The 18,319-nt window shown below is 42.0% G+C and carries 13 protein-coding genes; 10 read left to right on the forward strand and 3 right to left on the reverse strand.

Annotated elements, in window-relative coordinates; all coding sequences use genetic code 11:
• The first annotated feature begins 100 nt into the window (after positions 1–100).
• From AC2SLT_RS01985 to AC2SLT_RS02020, 8 genes are all read left to right on the forward strand, one after another.
• Positions 101–1,342 carry an MBL fold metallo-hydrolase gene (locus tag AC2SLT_RS01985; protein ID WP_486545762.1) on the forward strand — a complete coding sequence of 414 codons (1,242 nt, stop codon included), beginning with the start codon at positions 101–103 and terminating at the stop codon, positions 1,340–1,342.
• A 186-nt stretch (positions 1,343–1,528) separates the two neighbouring features.
• On the forward strand, positions 1,529–2,086 hold the full coding sequence (locus tag AC2SLT_RS01990) for a DUF421 domain-containing protein (RefSeq protein ID WP_486545764.1): 558 nt from the start codon (positions 1,529–1,531) through the stop codon (positions 2,084–2,086).
• Positions 2,087–2,252: 166 nt separating this feature from the next.
• The gene (locus tag AC2SLT_RS01995; RefSeq protein WP_486545765.1) at positions 2,253–3,581 is read left to right on the forward strand and encodes an FUSC family protein; all 1,329 of its coding nucleotides are present in this window, start codon (positions 2,253–2,255) and stop codon (positions 3,579–3,581) included.
• Between the two features lie 67 nt (positions 3,582–3,648).
• Positions 3,649–4,362, forward strand: a complete 714-nt coding sequence (locus AC2SLT_RS02000) for a hypothetical protein (protein WP_486545767.1) — start codon at positions 3,649–3,651, stop codon at positions 4,360–4,362.
• Between the two features lie 290 nt (positions 4,363–4,652).
• Positions 4,653–5,246: a hemerythrin domain-containing protein gene (locus AC2SLT_RS02005; protein ID WP_486545769.1), complete on the forward strand. Its 594-nt coding sequence runs from the start codon at positions 4,653–4,655 to the stop codon at positions 5,244–5,246.
• A gap of 214 nt (positions 5,247–5,460) precedes the next feature.
• A complete protein-coding gene (locus AC2SLT_RS02010; RefSeq protein WP_486545770.1) occupies positions 5,461–5,727 on the forward strand; it encodes a hypothetical protein in 267 nt (88 codons plus the stop codon).
• Positions 5,728–6,188: 461 nt separating this feature from the next.
• On the forward strand, positions 6,189–7,250 hold the full coding sequence (locus AC2SLT_RS02015) for a PTS sugar transporter subunit IIC (RefSeq protein ID WP_486545771.1): 1,062 nt from the start codon (positions 6,189–6,191) through the stop codon (positions 7,248–7,250).
• Positions 7,251–7,498: 248 nt separating this feature from the next.
• The gene (locus AC2SLT_RS02020) at positions 7,499–8,488 is read left to right on the forward strand and encodes an NAD(P)-dependent oxidoreductase (protein ID WP_486545773.1); all 990 of its coding nucleotides are present in this window, start codon (positions 7,499–7,501) and stop codon (positions 8,486–8,488) included.
• Between the two features lie 511 nt (positions 8,489–8,999).
• Here AC2SLT_RS02020 and AC2SLT_RS02025 read toward each other — a convergent pair.
• The 3 genes from AC2SLT_RS02025 to parC form a co-directional block, all read right to left on the reverse strand.
• Positions 9,000–9,728, reverse strand: coding sequence for a DUF4184 family protein (locus tag AC2SLT_RS02025; RefSeq protein ID WP_486545774.1), 729 nt, complete (start codon positions 9,726–9,728; stop codon positions 9,000–9,002).
• Positions 9,729–9,796: 68 nt separating this feature from the next.
• Positions 9,797–11,026 carry a L,D-transpeptidase family protein gene (locus AC2SLT_RS02030; RefSeq protein WP_486545776.1) on the reverse strand — a complete coding sequence of 410 codons (1,230 nt, stop codon included), beginning with the start codon at positions 11,024–11,026 and terminating at the stop codon, positions 9,797–9,799.
• Between the two features lie 118 nt (positions 11,027–11,144).
• Positions 11,145–13,463 carry a DNA topoisomerase IV subunit A gene (gene parC / locus AC2SLT_RS02035; protein ID WP_486545778.1) on the reverse strand — a complete coding sequence of 773 codons (2,319 nt, stop codon included), beginning with the start codon at positions 13,461–13,463 and terminating at the stop codon, positions 11,145–11,147.
• A gap of 657 nt (positions 13,464–14,120) precedes the next feature.
• On the opposite strand from parC, the gene AC2SLT_RS02040 reads away from it, so the two are divergent.
• Together AC2SLT_RS02040 and AC2SLT_RS02045 are read left to right on the forward strand one after the other, a co-directional pair.
• On the forward strand, positions 14,121–15,845 hold the full coding sequence (locus AC2SLT_RS02040) for an AMP-binding protein (protein WP_486545780.1): 1,725 nt from the start codon (positions 14,121–14,123) through the stop codon (positions 15,843–15,845).
• Positions 15,846–16,299: 454 nt separating this feature from the next.
• Positions 16,300–18,066 (forward strand): AMP-binding protein, encoded by a 1,767-nt coding sequence (locus AC2SLT_RS02045; protein WP_486545781.1) that lies wholly within the window; start codon positions 16,300–16,302, stop codon positions 18,064–18,066.
• The last annotated feature ends 253 nt before the right edge of the window (positions 18,067–18,319 follow it).

The raw sequence follows: 18,319 nt of genomic DNA on the forward strand, positions 1-18,319 counted from the left end.
ACTCTCAAGTAATCATTGGTCAAGCTATGCTTTGAAGATGACTGTTTTAGATACCTTAGTATAACGCACTACACACACTCTACGGTTGGATTTTCCTGTTATGCATATCTTCTTATTGATTGCTAAGTGGTTGGTGATTATTATCATTATCCTGGTTATTTTAACGGTTTTATTTTTAAAGTTCGCGCCAACGTTTGGGGGTAAGCCGGATTCCGATAGCCAGTCTCGTATTCAATCGTCACCAAATTTTAATGGTGAGACGTTTGTTAATCTCACCCAAACGCAGGCCAGTACGGTTGATTTTTCGGGTGTCCTTAAAGGCGAGTCTGCTCAAAATGGCAGTGTGATTGGGACGCTTTTATTTCCGCCACAAGGTAAAAATCCCAGTCAACCGATCAATACAATACCCTTAAATTTAATCGCTAATTCTTCCGATTTAAAAGACCATTCTAAAAGTGCTTTAAACGTTGAAAAAGATAGTGCTGCGAACACCACTTTAAAAAACGGTGAGCTTGTGTGGCTAGGTCATTCTACGGTACTGTTTAAAACCGCGGGCAAAACCCTGATTACTGATCCTGTTTTTCATCGAGCATCACCTATTCCTATTGGCGCCAAGCCTTTTGATATGACGCATATCCCTAGCGTTGACGACTTACCTTATATCGATGCGGTACTTATTTCGCATGATCATTATGACCACCTAGATCATAAAGCCATCAAGCAAATGAAGGATAAGGTCGGCCAGTTCTATGTGCCTTTGGGCGTAAAGGCACATCTGCTTCGTTGGGGTGTGGCGGAGTCAAGGGTTAGTGAATATGATTGGTATGACAGTACGCAGATAGCTGGGAGCGAAGGTCAAGATATTACGATTACGTTTGCCCCCAGTCGCCATTTTAGCGGTCGAGGCATTACGGGACACCGTGAGACGTTATGGGGCAGTTGGGCGGTACAGTCGCCTGAGCTGTCGGTATATTTTAGTGGTGATGGTGGCTATTCTGAAGAGTTTGCGAAGATTGGGGAGCGCTTTGGGGGCTTTGATATTGCTTTTATTGAAGATGGCGCTTATAACGAGCGCTGGCGAGAGGTGCATATGCTGCCAGAGGAGTCTGCTCAAGCGGGTATTGATGTGCAAGCCAAAGTGATACTGCCTATACATTGGGGTAAGTTTGATTTGTCGACCCATCATTGGCGAGAACCTGTGAGACGCATTACTTCGGCTATTCATGCTTACAATAGCGCTCAGCCTGAGGCGGAAAGAGTTAAGCTTGCCACGCCACTGATTGGGCAAGTTTTTGATTTAGACAACTTACCTACCTCGGCATGGTGGGAGCAACAAGAGTAGACAGTGAACAGCTAACAGTGAATAGTGAAAATAGTTATCATCTGCTAATAATATTAATGCGTGACACATGACTACAAAATAGCACTAGGACTGTTAAAGAGTTCACTAGGTTGATAATGTTACCCTATACCGATAAAGATTAGAGTTTGTTTAACATTTAAAGTCTGTTCAAATTTGAGGAAAAATATGGATTGGTCAAAGTGGTTATTTATAGATTGGGAGGTTGCTCTGGCGGTGGTGCTGTCAGCATTTGTGGTCTACCTCGCTATTATTCTTTACTCTAAATTGATGGGGCTACGTAGCTTTGCTAAGTTGTCGAGCTATGACTTTGCGATGACCGTTGCTATGGGTAGTATTTTGGCGTCTACTGTTTTGTCGAAGTCGCCTGCATTGTTAAAAGGTCTGCTGGCGATTGCGATTTTGTTCGTATTACAAGGGTGTATTTCAGTAATACGCCGCAAATCAACCGCCTTTAGAAAGCTGGTGGACAATCAACCTATCGTGTTGATGGCGCATGGTGAGTTTAATTGGGACAATATTAAAGAAGCCAAAATGTCGAAAAATGATTTGCAAGAAGTGCTGCGAAAAAATGGCATCAAATCTAAGTCTGAAGTATTTGCTATGGTGATGGAGACGACGGGCGATATGAGTGTAATAAAGACCAGCGACACGCCAGCGGATATTGAAATATTTGACGATATTCGTGACTATGAATTAATTGTTCATCATAAAAATTTTAAGTAAGTGTGCTGAGGGTTATAGGGCAATCTTAAATCCATACGTTTATACTATCCAAATATACTATCCAAAAGTGGCTTTGTTTTTGTAGAAACTGCTTTTGAAAACCGAGTGATTAAAACCGTGTGTCTAAAAAATGGCTGTCTAAAAATGCTTTTGGAAATAATAAATTGTGGAAAATAAGTCTCTAAAACAACGTCTGGCTGCCCCTTTTATCGAGCCCTATGCCCGTTACCAAAATGCAGATTTGCTGCATGCCATTCGCATTGGTTTAGCCGTCGTAACGGCGTTATTTATCAACCAAGTGACGGAATTACCGCATGGTGAGTGGACGACCATTACCGTCTTTATCATTTTGGGGTTACTTCAATATCAAGGGGCGATATATACCAAGGCGATTGAGCGGATTGCTGGCACCGCTCTCGGTATCGTTATCGGACTGGTGTTATTATTTTTAAACCATAATTTGCTAAGTGAACAATGGCTATATTATTTAGTGATAGGGGTGGTGAGTGCCATCATTGGCTATTATGCCATTCGCCAACTGGGCTATATCGGCATGCTGACAGGCATCACTATGTGCATGATTATCTCAAGTACCAGTAATGTCGGTGAAGATGGGCTATACCGTGCGTTGAACGTCATTATTGGCACACTGATATCGGTGGTAGCGACCATTATTTTGCCGCTTAAATCCACCTTGATGTGGCGTTTTTTGTTAGCTAATAATCTTGAAGCCTGCGCGCAAGTATATGATGGAGTAGGGCTGCATGTTCAAGAACCTAACGATAAGCAGCAGCTTCACCCACCTTCAATAGAAGCTTTAGCGCCGACTATCAAGGCGGCTTCTATAGAAAAAGAAGACTTAGCCGATCATCACTTAACCTCCAGCCGAGAATCGAGAGTAGATCTTGGTGCCACAACCATTACGTCAATAGGCGAGCTAAGTGATACCACTATAGGTAGTCTCGTAAATGACGATATGGTGCAACGTCTTAAAAAGATGAACCAACGCCTATTAAAAGTACGTGCCCATATCGCTGCCACTGCTAATGAGACAGGTATCGACAAACAAACCCTTGATCAAATCCAGCGTACGCATCGAAATATTATTGGCTCTATCGACTTATTATTAAGCGCTGCTCCAACACTTAACCAGCACCCTATTGATGGGGATAATCGTATCTTACTGGCGCATTATCACTCCGAGTTAACACAAGCTATGCGCCATATGGCGGCTGTCTTAAGAAGCCCCAGTGATGAAATGTTTCGACCTATCACCCGTATTCAAGTATCCGATTATCCAAGTATTCACCAATTAGATTTTGAATGGCAAGGCTACTTTTGGCTGACTCAAACCTTACAGGCACAGCTACATAGTCTTAGCGATTTATTACAGAAAAATAAAGCACGCTGGTATGCAGGTTCTGGTCTTCGTTATCAACGTCAGGAACAGCGCCGCATCAATGCTCAAGGAAGAGAAAGCGACCTAGATATATAATCAAAGTGCTCCTTGAATAAGGTGCTGTCCAATTAAAGTGCTTTTTAAATGATAAGGTAGAACGTCTATGACCAATGCTTACTTTGACAGCAAACAGCAACGGATCAACGAGTTTGTGGCGCGCGCTAATTTAATACTTGGTGACGACCCCTTATGTTATACCGGTAACTTTATTAGCGGTAAAATCCTGAATCCAGATATATTGTTTGTGAGCATCAATCCTGGACACAGTAATCGAGAAGACTGGGGCGATATTGATGCGCGCCGAGCTCAAGCTGTGGTAAAGGATTTTGAAGCGATACCTTGTAAGTACATTGCCGATGTTGCAAGAGGCAGTCGCTATGCCAAGCGTATTGTCGATGTGGTATGTGCAGGCGATATTAAGCGATTAGAGCGCTGTGCTGAGACCAGCTTCGTGTCCTATTTTGCTGCGCCCAAAGAAGCGGTGTTGCAAGCCCAATTATCCGAATTGCCTGAAGATATGCAACTTGAGCATCATGCCCTGACTCGATTGGATATTGAACACATCAATCCTAAGCATATTATTTGTATGGGTTGGCGCTCCTTTGATCGTTTCTTAGAGCAATATGGTGACGGTAGTGAGATAATCATCAGAAAGCTGCCTTTAATGGGTAAAATGGAAGACTATTATGCTTATACTGAAGTGGCAGGGGTACAGGTGCATGGTCTACGCCATTTATGTACCAAGCTGACGTTAGAGATGCGAGCCAATTTAGAAGCGATATTTACTGATATTTGGCGTGAACTAGACCTAGATTAACTATAAGTGTTTGCGAGAAAATATGAGGCTTCAGGAAGGAGTATTTACAAGTATTAAAGTAAATATCATTAATGAATAGGTTGTATTCACCAACATGCCCTATACAAATCAACGCCGTTAAAACCTTGATAATGATCGGATAAACCTCATATAAATTCTACAGTTATAATTCGATATATTTAGATTTATTAAATAATTTGGATTGAGTAAATAATAGTGAGTGTTATATACCTTAAGGTTTAGTCAAAACGGGTGTAACCTCAAATAGTGCTTCGTTAAGGAGGTGACTTGTGGACAGCGCAACTGAAAATACGAACATAAATAAGAATGAAGAGAACAAGGTCACTGCAACCCCTCGACATCCTGAAAGTCGATTGGACCCTGATTGGTTATTTCTTTATGAGAAACTACCGCCAAATCAATGGTACTCCTCCGATTATGCTTACAAAACGTCGGGTTGGCTTAATGTTCATACCAACATTCGTAAGCGCCAGCGTATTTTAAAGCAGCTAACAGAAGAGCATTTAATGGGCGCGCTTAATTGGGATAATTATCGCTCGCAAGTATTGCAGCGTATTAGTATGCATGTCTTGAAGCTACATCAGCATCACAGTGTCGAAGACCATGGTTTCTTTCCTGACTTTGTGAGCTCTTATCCTCAACTTAAAAGAGGCTTTGAGATATTGGAGCGTGACCATGTCAAGCTCGATGCGTTACTGGATGATTTGCTGGCGCTAAATGACGAGCTTGTGAAAGCGGACAATGAGGATAAAGGGCTTGCCGAGCGCTTACATAAAAACTTAGTAAGCGGCACTGACTTTCTGTCTCAACATTTAACCGATGAAGAGGATTTAGTGATTCCTATTCTAGGACTGCGTCAGTAAAATTTTTGGTCCTTTGCTAGATTACTGCTTTGATAGATTACTGCTTTGCTAGTTTGCCGCATAGTTCGCATAGCTTGTTGTTGAAAACGTACTCCTAATCGCTTAATAGCGATAAGGGGTTTTTGATTTATAGGGCTTTTGATTTATTTTGAACTACTTTTATTGTAGAGTTGATAGCTTAAGATATCAAATTCAGTCAAAGAGACTAAATAATATGAAAAATATGACTAAGCAAAATCTGTTTGGAGCCGTATTTGGTTTTATAGGCTATCTTATATTTTTGACGATCTTAAACTCGGGTAACAATACCCCGTTTTCAGAGTGGCCCACGGAAGCCTTCCTCAATCTACAGTTTAGCATCGGTTGGTTAAGTCCATTGCCAGACTGGGCTGTCTTCATTGTAAGTAGCTTAATTATATTGGGCATTATTCTTGGGTTTAATAAATTAGGTCAATGGCTTTATCGCAAAGTTGCTGGTTAAGCGGTATTAATTTAGCCAGTAGTTTTAATAAAATTTACTAGCCCAGCTTCTACTACGTCGTTTTGATATTAATATTAGCGTACCTCTTATCTAGCTAGGATTTTGATCCTAGCTATTTTTTTGCTGATTATTTTTATTTGATTGTTATCAGTAAGTAAATTGAACAAATTTAGTCACATACCAGAGTTATTATAGTAACTATCGATCAACTCTCAAAAAATTATAGTCAGCGAACTACTAAACGGTTACGGCGTTAACCTCGTTAAGCCTACTCCAGTAGTACTTGCACTCGGTTGCCTTGTAACCATTTTAGAGTTCTTTGACTATAAATCCATACTGAGAATGAAATATTTAACTATAAAAAGCTGTATTTATCATTAGTTAAACTTCATTTACAAGGACGACTAAGCCTTATTTTTACGACTTTTTTACAATGTAATAGGCATGATAAAGGTTAATTTATGAATGACAAAAAATCCATAACTCCCAAAGAGTTTATCAATGATGTTTTAGTCGGGATGAGTACAGGTATTGTGGTTGCCTTGATACCTTGGGCAATATTGGGCAATCTCAGTCAAGCCTTGATACCGCACTTTGCTTATGCACAAAATGTCTTAACAATGGTCACACTGGCCATGTCGCTATTACCGATGGTTATCGGGGTGTGTATTGGCATGTCATTTAAGTTTACCCCGATTCAAACCAGTTCGATCGGGATTGCGACGGTTATCGGATCTGGTGTCGCCACAGTGTCGGACAGCGGTGGATTTGTCGTGTCAGGCACCGGCGATGTGATCAATGCCGGTATTACTGCCGCCATTGCCTCATTGGTTGTTATCCTCTGTGGCAATCGTTTAAAAGCCTATACCATCTTACTGATTCCTATTATCGTCATCCTAGTGGCTGGTGGTTTAGGGTTAGTAACCCTACCTTTTATAAAAGGAATCACCACATTAATTGGACATTTTGTCCAAACCTTAACCACACTACAGCCCGTATTAATGGGCGTTACCATTGCTATTTTATTTTCTCTACTCATGATGTCGCCCGTATCTACGGTGGGTATCGCCGTTGCCATTGGTTTAGCTGGGGTGGGCTCAGGTGCGGCCAATTTAGGGATTACCGCAGCGGGTTTTGGGCTTGCAATCATGGGCTGGCAAGTGAACTCACTTGGTACCTCTTTTGCACACTTTTTAGGCTCACCCAAAATTCAGATGGCAAACTTTGTAAACAAGCCTATTATCGCCCTGCCAGTCATTTTAAATGCCGCTGTATTAGGCGCTATGGCGGGTATTTTTGGCATATCAGGCACGACTATTAGTGCAGGCTTTGGCTTTGCAGGGTTTATCGGTCCGATATCGGCATTCAATACGATGGAAGGCGGCGCTAGTTTGCATAATATCATTATCATTACGCTTGCATTTATCGTTGTCCCTATCGTGTTGGGTGTTGTCTTTAAAATATTATTTACAAAAGTCATTCCTATTCTGAATGACAAAAACTACGAGATTAAATTTGAATAAATAGCATAGGACTTACGCACGAGTAGATATTATGGCAACTGGTTATTATTTATGAATCCTCTGAAGGTAGAGCCAGACGCTCCATAAATAATAACCAGTTGCCTTTAAAGCCATAAAATCGTATTTTTACGTAAGTCCTATAACAATAACCAGTCAAAAAACAGTCAAGTTTTAAGAGTCAAATTCTGAACTCCAAATAATAAAAACAAACATCCAAATCAAAACATATAACCACACAACAAGGAAAAATGATGAAAGTTATCGCTTATAGCGTGCGTCCAGATGAAGAGGCCAGCCTCAAAAAACATAGCGAATCATTGGATATTGAGCTCACTATTGTCAAAGACATGCTAACTCCAGACAACGCCGATCAAGTCAAAGGTCATGATGCTGTTACCTTTTTAGGCAATGACAAAGTAAATAAAGAGACGCTAGAGATTATTCACAAGTACGGTGTGAAATATATCTCATCACGCGCTGCAGGCTTCAACAATATTGATATAGACACTGCAAAAGAGCTTGGGATAAAAGTCGCTAATGTCGCCCGCTATTCCCCTTATGCGGTTGCCGAGTTCACTTTAACGCTTGCCTTTACCATGCTACGTAATCTACCGCGAGCCTTAAAACGTATTCAAGCGCAAAACTACAGCTTAGCGGGTCTAATCGGACAAGAAATGCGCTTTCAAACGGTGGGCGTGATTGGCACAGGTCGTATTGGACTCACTACAGCCAGTATATTCTCAGGCGTTTGCAAGCGTGTCATTGCCCATGATGTTTATGAAAACCCTGAGGCCAAAGATATCGTCGAATACGTCGAATTAGACGCGCTATTAAAAGAGGCGGATATCATCGCCTTGCATTGCCCTTATACCAAAGAGACGCATCACCTCATCGATGCAGAAAAATTAGCACTGATGAAAAAAGACGCCATATTAGTCAATACAGCAAGGGGCGAATTGGTAGATACGTCAGCACTGATAGATGTACTGAAGACTGGAGCTATCAAGGGCTACGCTGGCGATGTATACGAAAAAGAAGTCGGCATTGTGCACAGAGACCACACTAATAGTATTATTCCAGATCCCATGTTCCTTGGTATGATTAATATGCCAAACGTCTTATTCACCCCGCATTATGCGTTTTATACTGATATTGCGGTCGATAACATGGTCGAATACGCCCTACAAAACCTATATAACTTCTACCATGGCAAGGCGTGTGATAACGAAATTGTGTAGAGTTGGAGGGAAGTGCGTTCTCTTTAGTAGCTGATCTCGCTTTTCGTTACTATCTGCTTGTCTAGACGAGGCAGCTGCTAAGATAGGGGTTGTCTCTTACTTCGTGAGCCAACCCCTATCAAGCATCGACAACTCGTCTTGCCAAGCAGTATATCCACTTCAATCGAGGCTAAACAGCCTTGTTAGGGTAGAGTGCATTTACTTTATCTAAATCATGGGATTCGCTTCGTCTACTTATACCTAGCTTAAATCGCACCTAAGATTAATATTTAGCGTTACACTTGTCTAAACCGTGGGTTACGCTGCGCTACACCGCACGCTACGCCAGTTTTCTTAGTTATTATTTTATTTTGATTAGGACTAGCTTTCGAAAATAGAAACTCTTATATTTTCGAAAGACCCCCTCAATTGAAAATAGCAATCGACTTATTTTCGAAAGTACCCCTCTAATGAAAATAGCGATGGACTTATTTTCGAAAGTATCCCTTTATTGAATACTTTTTATCAATTTTTAAAAGATACGATATCTTGTTATTTGAGTCCACAAACTAACGATAGTTAGCGACACCATACCTGACATTATTCCACTCACAATAATGTTCCCATATTCAAACCATTGCAATCCTATAGCCACTCTAACGCTCATAATTAGTGATGCTAAGATAATAATAGACACCCAAAAGCTTATCTTAGGTTTAAGGTAGGTTTTTGAGGTGGGCTTTATTCTAAAGAAATAAATACTGATAATGAGTGCGCCAATGACGGTACTAAAGTGCTGCAAAAACTTAGAGATAGGGATGCCTGTATTTAACAAAGGTCGTTGCAGCTCAAAGTAACTGCTAAAAAAAGCGTGCGGGTGGGTGAATGAATCCCAAAGAATATGCGAGTAGGCACCAATAAGAATAGAGACACAGACAATCAACCAATGTGATTTGAAGTAAGAGGGCCAAGTAGCATCTTTTAATTCGGTCAATCTTGATTGAATAAATTTAGGAGAGTTGTCTATTAAAGGGTATTTGATAATACAATGAAAAATAAAACACAAAGCAACGCCCAATGGTAGGTTAAACCATAGTGCGCCTAGTAACGTATGGCTATATTCACTGTGAATACGCATGCGCAAGAAATATTCAAAATCTGGCGTTAAACTGCCAATAATAAGTCCCGTCAATGAAACTCTACGCCCTAAAATATCTTTTAAAGGTAGAACAATGGCAGGATGAGAGAAGGTAAAGGGCATGATAAACCGCTCAAATTAAGAGGAGTTGATGGTTGATTTAAACGTTTGTAACCAACCAAAATTAAAGCTTAAAGAAACTCAACCTTAGCACCTTCCTCGATAGTACCGTATAACCCCAAAGCATCCCAGTTCGTCAAGCGCACACATCCCGAGGAGTGTTGACGGCTAATTCTTTCAGGGTCAGGAGAGCCATGAATCCCATAGCTGGGTTTATTAATGGCGATCCAGACGCGGCCAACGGGGTTATTCGGCCCAGGTGGCAATACACTTTTTTCATTTTTAAAGTCCCGGTTATACGTGGGATTTTTGATACGACTGATGACCTTGTATTCGCCATTTGGAGAGGGTTTGTAGCTACTGCCCATCGAAGTGGGGTAGCTGGCGACCAATTCATCATTGATATCATAGGCATACAGTAGATTTTTTTGCTTATTAGCAACGACTCGATAGACAGGCGTGGTATTGGGCTGATAGGGGTTATAGACCAAGATAGTATTGCCCGCTTTCAGCTCAGTATTTGGGTTAAGTCGCAGAATTAACCCTTGACTCATATGAAACTTCTCTCCCATGGCCTCAAGGACACTCCGGAACTGCTGGCCTTTGGGGTTATGATCCAATGTAACATCGTCAACTGTCAATTGATAATTGACCAATACTGGCTGTGATGCCAGAGTACTATCACGGGTCAGGAAGTCCCAAGTTTCGGGGGTCATCGTACCGGTCGGCTCAAGGTCGTGACTTTCTTGAAAGACTTCTATCGCTTTGATGACGTTTTTACCATACCGCCCATCCACAGCACCGATGCTATTATGGTTATAGTTAAGTAATGCCTGAATTTTTATCACCAGCGCCTCATCAAGTGGCGCCTCTGGCGTCCAGACGGCTGAATTTACAGCCACTGCCATGTCAGATAGGTTATCGACGTTATAAGGAATCTCTGGAAGAGCAGAGGCCAGACGTTGGTCGTGCTCTGACATGCCAATAAACTGTTGACTGACATTCGGTTGCCATACTTTTGGTTCGACGAGTGTGTCATCCATGATCTGCTGGGCGCCATCAGTGACAGTTATGCCATCCTCGTCTTGTACTTGGTCTGGATTGCTTGGCGTCGCTGCTGTTGAAACGCTATCTGCTTGCTGAGTATACGGATTGTTCGTTAAGCTGTTGTCTTTGCTTGCTTCCTCTGTGGAGGGCGTACAGGCGGCAAGTATAAGTGTACTTAATAGACTTCCACCCACCACCATCGTTTTTATACTTAAGCACGTATTTAAGAGCATAACACGAGAAATAAACCACATACATACAGTCTCTTAAAAAGTTGTTTGAATTTAAAAGTTTAAGCCATGTTGGTTTAAATACAGTCAAAAGTTGAGAATGAGGTAATCTGATTAAATTGTGATAGCCCATCAGCGACGTTTATTCCGATACCTCAATCTCTGTCACATTTTGAAAACCTCTGGGCAACTGACTGCCCCGATTGCCACGCTTACCAGTGTAGTTGGCTAAGTCGATTGGCTTTAAGGTCACATGACGCTTACCAGCGGTGACGGTTAGGCTGTCGTCATGATGCAGCGGTATCACGGCGATCACTTCTTCGTCTTTCTTGAGATTAATCAGCTTATTGCCTTTACCCCGTTGTTGTTCTGGCAACTCATCGATTGGGAAAATCAGAAGATAGCCCGCTGAGGTCACGACGGCAATTTGATCTTGCACTAAGGGTTCAGGCTGGTTGTCATCACTGTCAGCGGCTTGCGTGTCCTCGCTTGATTTAACATCGATATACGGTACTTTGAGTAACTTGGCATCGGCATCGAAGTTGATGATGTTTTTGCCTGCTTTTTGGTTGGTGTCTAAGTTGCCCAGTGTATTAATAAAGCCATAGCCCTCTGAGCTGGCTAGGATAATACGTTGATCTTCGTCACCGGCAAGTAGCTGCTCAAAGCTTGCGCCAGCGGCAGGTTTTAGTACGCTGGTGAGTGGGTCGCCTTGACCGCGCGCAGATGCTAACGTATGCGCCTCAATGCTATAGCTGCGTCCTGTGCTGTCCATGATATAGATTTTCTCATTAGACTTACCCTGAACATGCGCTTGATAGCTGTCACCTGAACGATAGCTCATACCAGCGGCATCGACATCATGACCTTTGGCAGCACGAATCCAGCCAGCTTTGGACAAAATCGCAGTAATCGGCTCACTAGGAACTAGGTCAGACTCTTTTAACGCCGTGGCCTCGCCACGCTCTACCACTGGCGACATACGATCATTGCCATGCTCTTTCATGTCCGCTTCAAGTTCTTCAATCATCAAGGCGGTCAAGCTATCGCGGTTATCGAGTAGCTCTTGGATTTTCTGACGTTCGGCTTCAAGCGCCTCTTTTTCGCTGCGGAGCTCAATCTCTTCTAGTCGCGCTAATTGACGCAAGCGAATGTCTAAAATAGCATTGGCCTGAATCTCAGTCAGGTCATAGCGAGTCATCAGCTCCATCTTGGGATCATCTTCTTCGCGGATAATACGAATGACCTCATCAATATGCAGATAAGCAATCAGTAGACCGGCCAAGATATGCAAGCGCTTGTCTATTTTATCCAAACGGTATTGTAAGCGACGGGTGACCACATCACGGCGACTGACCAACCATTCGCTTAAGATACCTTTTAGATTTTTGACTTGTGGTCGGCCATCAAGACCGATCATATTCATATTGACCCGATAATTGCTCTCAAGCTCGGTGCTCGCAAACAGATGACTCATGACTCTATCGACATCGACACGAGTTGAGCGTAGCTCTAACACGATTCGGCAGAAGTTTTCATGATCGGACTCATCATGGATATCGACTACCCAAGGTAGCTTTTTATCCATCATCAGCTTAGCAATTTGTTCTTGGATCTTATTACCCGACACTTGATAGGGCAGGGCATCGATGATAACTAGATTTTTCTGTTGTTTATCGACGTGATACACCGCGCGCATCTTATAACTGCCACGGCCGGTCTCATATATTTGCTGCAAGTCTTTTTTGGAGGTAATGATTTCGGCTTTGGTAGGCAAGTCAGGGGCTGGAATAGACTGAGTTAGCTGCTTGACTGACAGCTCAGGATTTTTAAGCAGACGAATCGCCGCGCGCACCACTTCATTGAGGTTATGCGGGGGAATGTCGGTCGCCATACCTACGGCGATACCTGTGGTGCCATTCAGCATAATATTAGGAAGACGGGCAGGAAGTGTGACTGGCTCTTGCATAGAGCCGTCAAAGTTATCTTGCCAGTCTACAGTGCCTTGACCCAACTCAGCCAGTAAGGTGTTGGCATATGCCGACATTTTTGCTTCCGTGTAGCGCATAGCCGCAAACGATTTGGGATCATCAGGGCTACCCCAGTTACCTTGACCTGTAATCAGTGGATAGCGATAGCTAAACGGCTGCGCCATTAATACCATGGCCTCATAACAGGCGGTGTCACCATGGGGGTGGTATTTACCCAGCACATCACCGACGGTACGGGCAGATTTTTTGGGTTTGGTCGTCGACTTAAGACCAAGCTCACTCATGGCATAAATGATACGGCGCTGTACCGGCTTTAAGCCATCGGCAATATGCGGCAGTGCCCGATCCATAATCACGTACATGGCGTAGTTGAGATACGCTTGCTCAGTAAATTCTGCGACTGATCGGGTGTCCATTGCCTCGTTTGGGATAACGATGGCGGTAGGGGGAGGGTTTGATATATCAGACATAATAAATGATGTTGCCTTGTCGATTATAAAGTGGGTGTTTTGTTAACGCTGTTTCTTGATAAAATTTGAAATTTTACAGTATTAGATGTTAGGTCATGTCAGTGCTATTTAAAAAAAGGTCATTCATTGACCTTAATGTTAAGTATCATATGTGCTTAGTTTATAAGTCATTGAGGGTTAAATCAGTACAACGTTAGAAATATAATTTAGGGTAGCTTATCCTAACGGATATTAACGCAATAAAAAAGGCATGATATTCCTAATCTTGACTTAATACGTCAACTGATGTCGTACAAAATTGATAAAGTCCTTATGATCTGTGCAACAAGATGCTAGGTCTATCTGTAGGTTATCCTGTAGTATGGTAAGTCTATCTGACCATTATAGGCTTCTATCTACTTTATTTATGCACTTTACAGTTGTCATAAACCCGTTAAATAGTGTATTTTAGATAAAAATACGAACCCCTCTGTGTTTTAAAATTGTATAACCGTTATCTGGCAGTTATTAAACTGTTTTTTTACTGCTTTTTTCACAGCTTCACTCTAACGGCTACAATTTGATAGGCAGTATTTCACGGGTAATGTACATTTATTTAAATAAGAATTAGCAGGTTAGTTTATTCCATTAGACCCAATTTTAGGAGTTCCAAAGATTATGGAAAATCAAGACAGTCAGTTTCGCCGTAATGATAGACCTTGGCTTAAAACCTATGAAAAGCTAGGTATGCAATACGATATTGAAATGCCACCTGCCGACACCTCACTGATCGATATTCTAGAAGAAAACTTCGAAAACCACACGGGTAGAATCTCATTTGTGTGTATGAATCAAGAGTTATCTTATGATGACTTAGATCGCTATAGCAAACAGATGGCCGCTTATTTGCAGTCACTTGGCCTAAAAAAAGGCGACAAAGTTGCGGTCATGATGCCAAATATTTTACAAACCCCAGTGGCAATTTTAGCCATCCTACGTGCCGGCTTGATTTTGGTCAATGTCAACCCTCTATATACCACACATGAGCTTGAGCATCAGCTAGTAGATTCTGAGACCAAAGCGCTGATTATCTTAGAGAACTTCGCTAAAACGTACGCTGATATTGGAAAAAAAGTCGTCGATCATGTGGTTATTGCCTCGATGGGTGACTTAATGAGTCCTCTCAAGGGTTTTATTGTTAATAACGTGGTGCGTCACGTGAAAAAGATGGTACCGTCTTATAGTATTCCGGGTAGCTTAACCTTCAAACAAGCCCTAAAAATTGGCGCTAGTAAATCCTATACCCGACCGACCGATATAGGGTTAGAAGACGTTGCGGTATTGCAGTATACCGGTGGTACCACAGGGGTTGCCAAAGGCGCCATGCTTACCCATAGCAACTTAGTGGCCAACTTAATCCAAGCGGACACCTATATTGGTGGAGCGTTTGATAAATATGAAGAATTAAATGAGCAGCCGGTTATTATGACGGCTCTGCCTTTATACCATATTTTCTCATTTACCGTCTGCGGCATGTATGGTCTGCGAAAAGGGGCGATTAACTCGCTGGTGCCAAATCCGCGCGATGGTAAGAGCTTAATTAAAGCGTATAAAGACTATCCGCCTGCGTTCTTCCCTGCGGTTAATACGTTATTTAACGGTTTGATTAATAGCGAGCACTTTAGAGTACTGGACCATAGCAAGCTTGAGATGTCTATGGGCGGTGGTATGGCAGTGCTTAAAGATACGGCTGATAAATGGAAAAAAGGCACAGGCAATGTCATTGTTCAAGGCTATGGTCTGTCAGAGACCTCGCCTGTCGCATCTGCTAACCCTATGGGACTTGATGAGTTCCCAGGAAATATCGGCGTACCATTCCCTGCTACGGATATGGCCATCATAGACGAAGAGGGTAATGAAGTAGCCATTGGGGAGCGTGGCGAGATTTGTGTCCGTGGCCCTCAGGTGATGAAAGGCTACTGGAAACGAGAAGATGCCACTGCTGAAGTCATGACTCCAGATGGGTATTTCCGTACCGGTGATATCGGGGTGATGGATGAAGACGGCTACTTTAAAATTGTGGATCGTAAAAAAGACATGATCATCGTTTCAGGCTTCAATGTTTATCCTAACGAAGTTGAAGATGTCATGTCAGGTCATCCAAAGATCTTAGAATGTGGCGTTATCGGTGTACATAGCGATAAAAGTGGTGAAGTTCCTAAGATATTTATCGTACGTAGTGATCCAAGCTTAACGGAAGAGGAGGTCATGGCCTATGCCAAAGAGCACTTAACTGGTTATAAGCGTCCTCGCCATGTTGAGTTTGTCGATGAGTTACCGAAATCAAATGTGGGCAAAATCTTACGTAAAGACTTGCGTGCTATGGAAGCTGCTGAAGGTTAATTGTTTTAGAGTATCATGTAAAAGCTAACCATTCATTGACATGATATAACCCTAATATAAATCTCATACTTTATGTTTGCGTGGTTAACGAGTACAATTAAAACGTTCTAAAGGATACGATTAACAGTGAAAGGGATACGCGCATCATGCCGTGTCCCTTTTTTGGTAAAAAATTTATGTATGAAATTTATGACGTTCTTTATCTCATACAGTGTGTGGGATGATATAAGCAAACAACAGATTAAAAGAACGTTAAATTGTATTTTAGGGTCAAACAAATCCTAAAGTGACATATAAATAACGTTAACTAAGACAATAATTTGCTAGAATTCTTTACTTTTATAGACTCTTTACCTTTATATATAGTCACTTATAGAATATATAGTCACTTATAGATAGTCAATCACTCAACTCTTTACTTTATTGTTTCACTATTAACACGACAGGTAATTACATGACAACAGCTGCAACCCCTTCCAACCAAAATAACAAAAGCGAACTTCACGGCACTTACCCTCACTATCCAGATATTCCTAATGATCGCCCTTGGTTGGAGTCATATGATCGTTATGGACTGGCGGCTCATATCGAGAAACCAGCTGACGATACATCACTTCTTGAGGTGTTTGAGCGAAACTTTGCGCGTTATGGTAGTCGTGATGCTTACCTTTGTATGGGGGCATCGATTACGTATCGACAGCTTGATACCTACAGCCGTCAGATAGCTGCCTACTTACAGTCACTAGGTTTAACAGTGGGTGACAAAGTGGCAGTCATGATGCCAAACGTGTTGCAATATCCTATTGTGGCGCTTGGGGTGTTACGTGCTGGCATGATCTTAGTCAATGTTAATCCGCTGTATACTAGCCGTGAGCTTGAGCATCAAATTCATGACAGTGGCGCTAAGGCTATCTTCGTTGTTGAGAACTTCGCGAAAACTTACGAAGATGTCAATGATAAAGGTGATGTAGAGCATGTTATCGTCTGTAATATGGGCGATATGTTAGGCTTCGTCAAAGGGTTTGCAGTCAACATGGTGGTTCGCCATGTTAAGAAAATGGTACCCAGCTACTCACTACCAGACAGTGTTCAATTTAAAAAGGCTTTAGAATCAGTATCTGCACATGAGTATAAGCGTCCTGAGTTGGATCAAAGTCACGTGGCGCTACTACAATATACTGGCGGTACAACTGGTGTGGCAAAAGGCGCGATGCTAACGCATGGTAACTTGATCGCTAATATGTTGCAGATTAACGCTGTGATCAGTGCTGCGTTTGGAGAGTCTTCAGAGAGTGAAGTGATTCTCACTGCGTTGCCGTTGTACCATGTCTTTTCATTTATGGTATGCGGTATGTATGCGATGTACAAAGGCTGTACGGGGTTGTTAATTCCTAACCCTCGTGACCTTGATGGCTTGATTAAAGAGATGGATAAATATAAGCCTGCGTATATTCCTTCAGTGAATACCTTATTTAATGGCTTAGTACATCATGAGAAATTTAAAAATTTAGACTTCTCTAATCTCAAAGCGTCTATTGGTGGTGGGATGTCTGTATTGCCTAGTGTCGCAAAAGCTTGGCATGAAGCCACAGGCCTGCCTATTGTTGAAGGATATGGCTTATCAGAGACATCACCTGTCGTCAGCTTTAATCCGATGAATATTTCAGAGTTTACTGCGAAAATTGGGGTTCCTGCTCCAGATACCGATGTGATCTTAATTGATGATGATGGAAATGTGATGCCGATCGGGGAGCGCGGTGAGATCTGTGTTAAAGGTCCACAAGTCATGGTGGGCTATCAAAACCGCCCTGAAGAAACTAAAAACACCTTTACCGAAGACGGTTATTTCAAAACGGGTGATATCGGTATCATGGATGAAAAAGGCTTCATTAAAATTGTCGACCGTAAAAAAGACATGATCTTAGTGTCTGGATTTAACGTTTATCCTAATGAAATCGAAGAGGCAATAGCGGAACATCCTGCTGTATTAGAAGTAGGTGCAATCGGTGTGTCGAGTGAAGAGCGTGGCGAAGAGCCGAAGATATTTGTGGTGAAAAAACCTGGCAAACAAGTGACCGAACAAGAGCTACTAGATTATGGTAAAAAGCAATTAACTGGCTACAAACGTCCACGTCATGTCGAATTTGTAGATGAGTTGCCAAAATCTAATGTTGGTAAGATTTTGCGTAAAGAGTTACGTAAAATGGAAGGCTTAGATTAAGCACACTCTATTGGTAAACGAAATAGCCTAAACACGCTTAAATAAAACCGTCAAAGTAGCTTGGGATACTTTAAGGTAAAAAGAGCATTCAATATCAACAAAGGGGCTAATTTCAGCCCCTTTTGTTTAAATGCCTTATGGTTAAGAGTCTTCTCTTTGAATAGCTGTTTAAAGAGCTTTTCTAAGCCCTTCTCTTTAAGTGTCATTCATTAAGCGGTTTATTTTAAAAGTCTTAAGTTTAAGCAATTGGTTT

This window comes from Psychrobacter sp. CX18, from assembly GCF_057396215.1.